This window comes from Candidatus Binatia bacterium, from assembly GCA_023150935.1.
Taxonomy (GTDB): domain Bacteria; phylum Desulfobacterota; class Binatia; order HRBIN30; family HRBIN30; genus JAKLJW01.
On sequence record JAKLJW010000189.1, the window covers coordinates 1 to 511 of the forward strand.

Genomic DNA, 511 nt, shown 5'->3' on the forward strand with positions numbered 1-511 from the left:
GATGGAGCTCCCAATGCTCACGGAAAGTGAGTGGGATTTGGTATCACCACATCTAGAGAATGCAGTCGCGCAGATCAAGCAATACCGAGAAACACATCAGTGCTCATTGGCGGAAGCAAACGCCAAGGGTTTTGGCCAACAAGCGCTCATCGCATACGAGCAGATCACCGGCTTCAAAGAGACAAACCCCAATGCACTCTTCCATCATCGACTAAGCATCTATGGCCCTCCATGTCATGTATGCGGCAAGCCCCTAAGAACGCCACAAGCCCGGTACTGCGCCATGTGCAGTGCCGAGCGCTCAGCGTCTGAGTTGGCGCCCGAAGTCGGAGGCGGGAGCAACAATGCGGCCTAACCCTTCCATCGAGCTGACATGCCCCGGCAAGCCGGGTCATGCAGCTCATGTCAAACGTTGGGCCCCGCGCCACGCAACACTGCCAAGCACATGCTGAGTAGCGCCACCCTGCACTGCAACGCAGCGCCGTGCAAAGGCCGGTGCGGGCCGTCCGTC

Annotated in this window: 1 protein-coding gene; it reads left to right on the plus strand. The window is 58.5% G+C overall.

All coding sequences use genetic code 11. The features are described 5' to 3' along the window. The first annotated feature begins 1 nt into the window (after position 1). Complete coding sequence (locus L6Q96_23680) at positions 2–355, plus strand: hypothetical protein (protein MCK6557546.1); 354 nt, start codon at positions 2–4, stop codon at positions 353–355. The last annotated feature ends 156 nt before the right edge of the window (positions 356–511 follow it).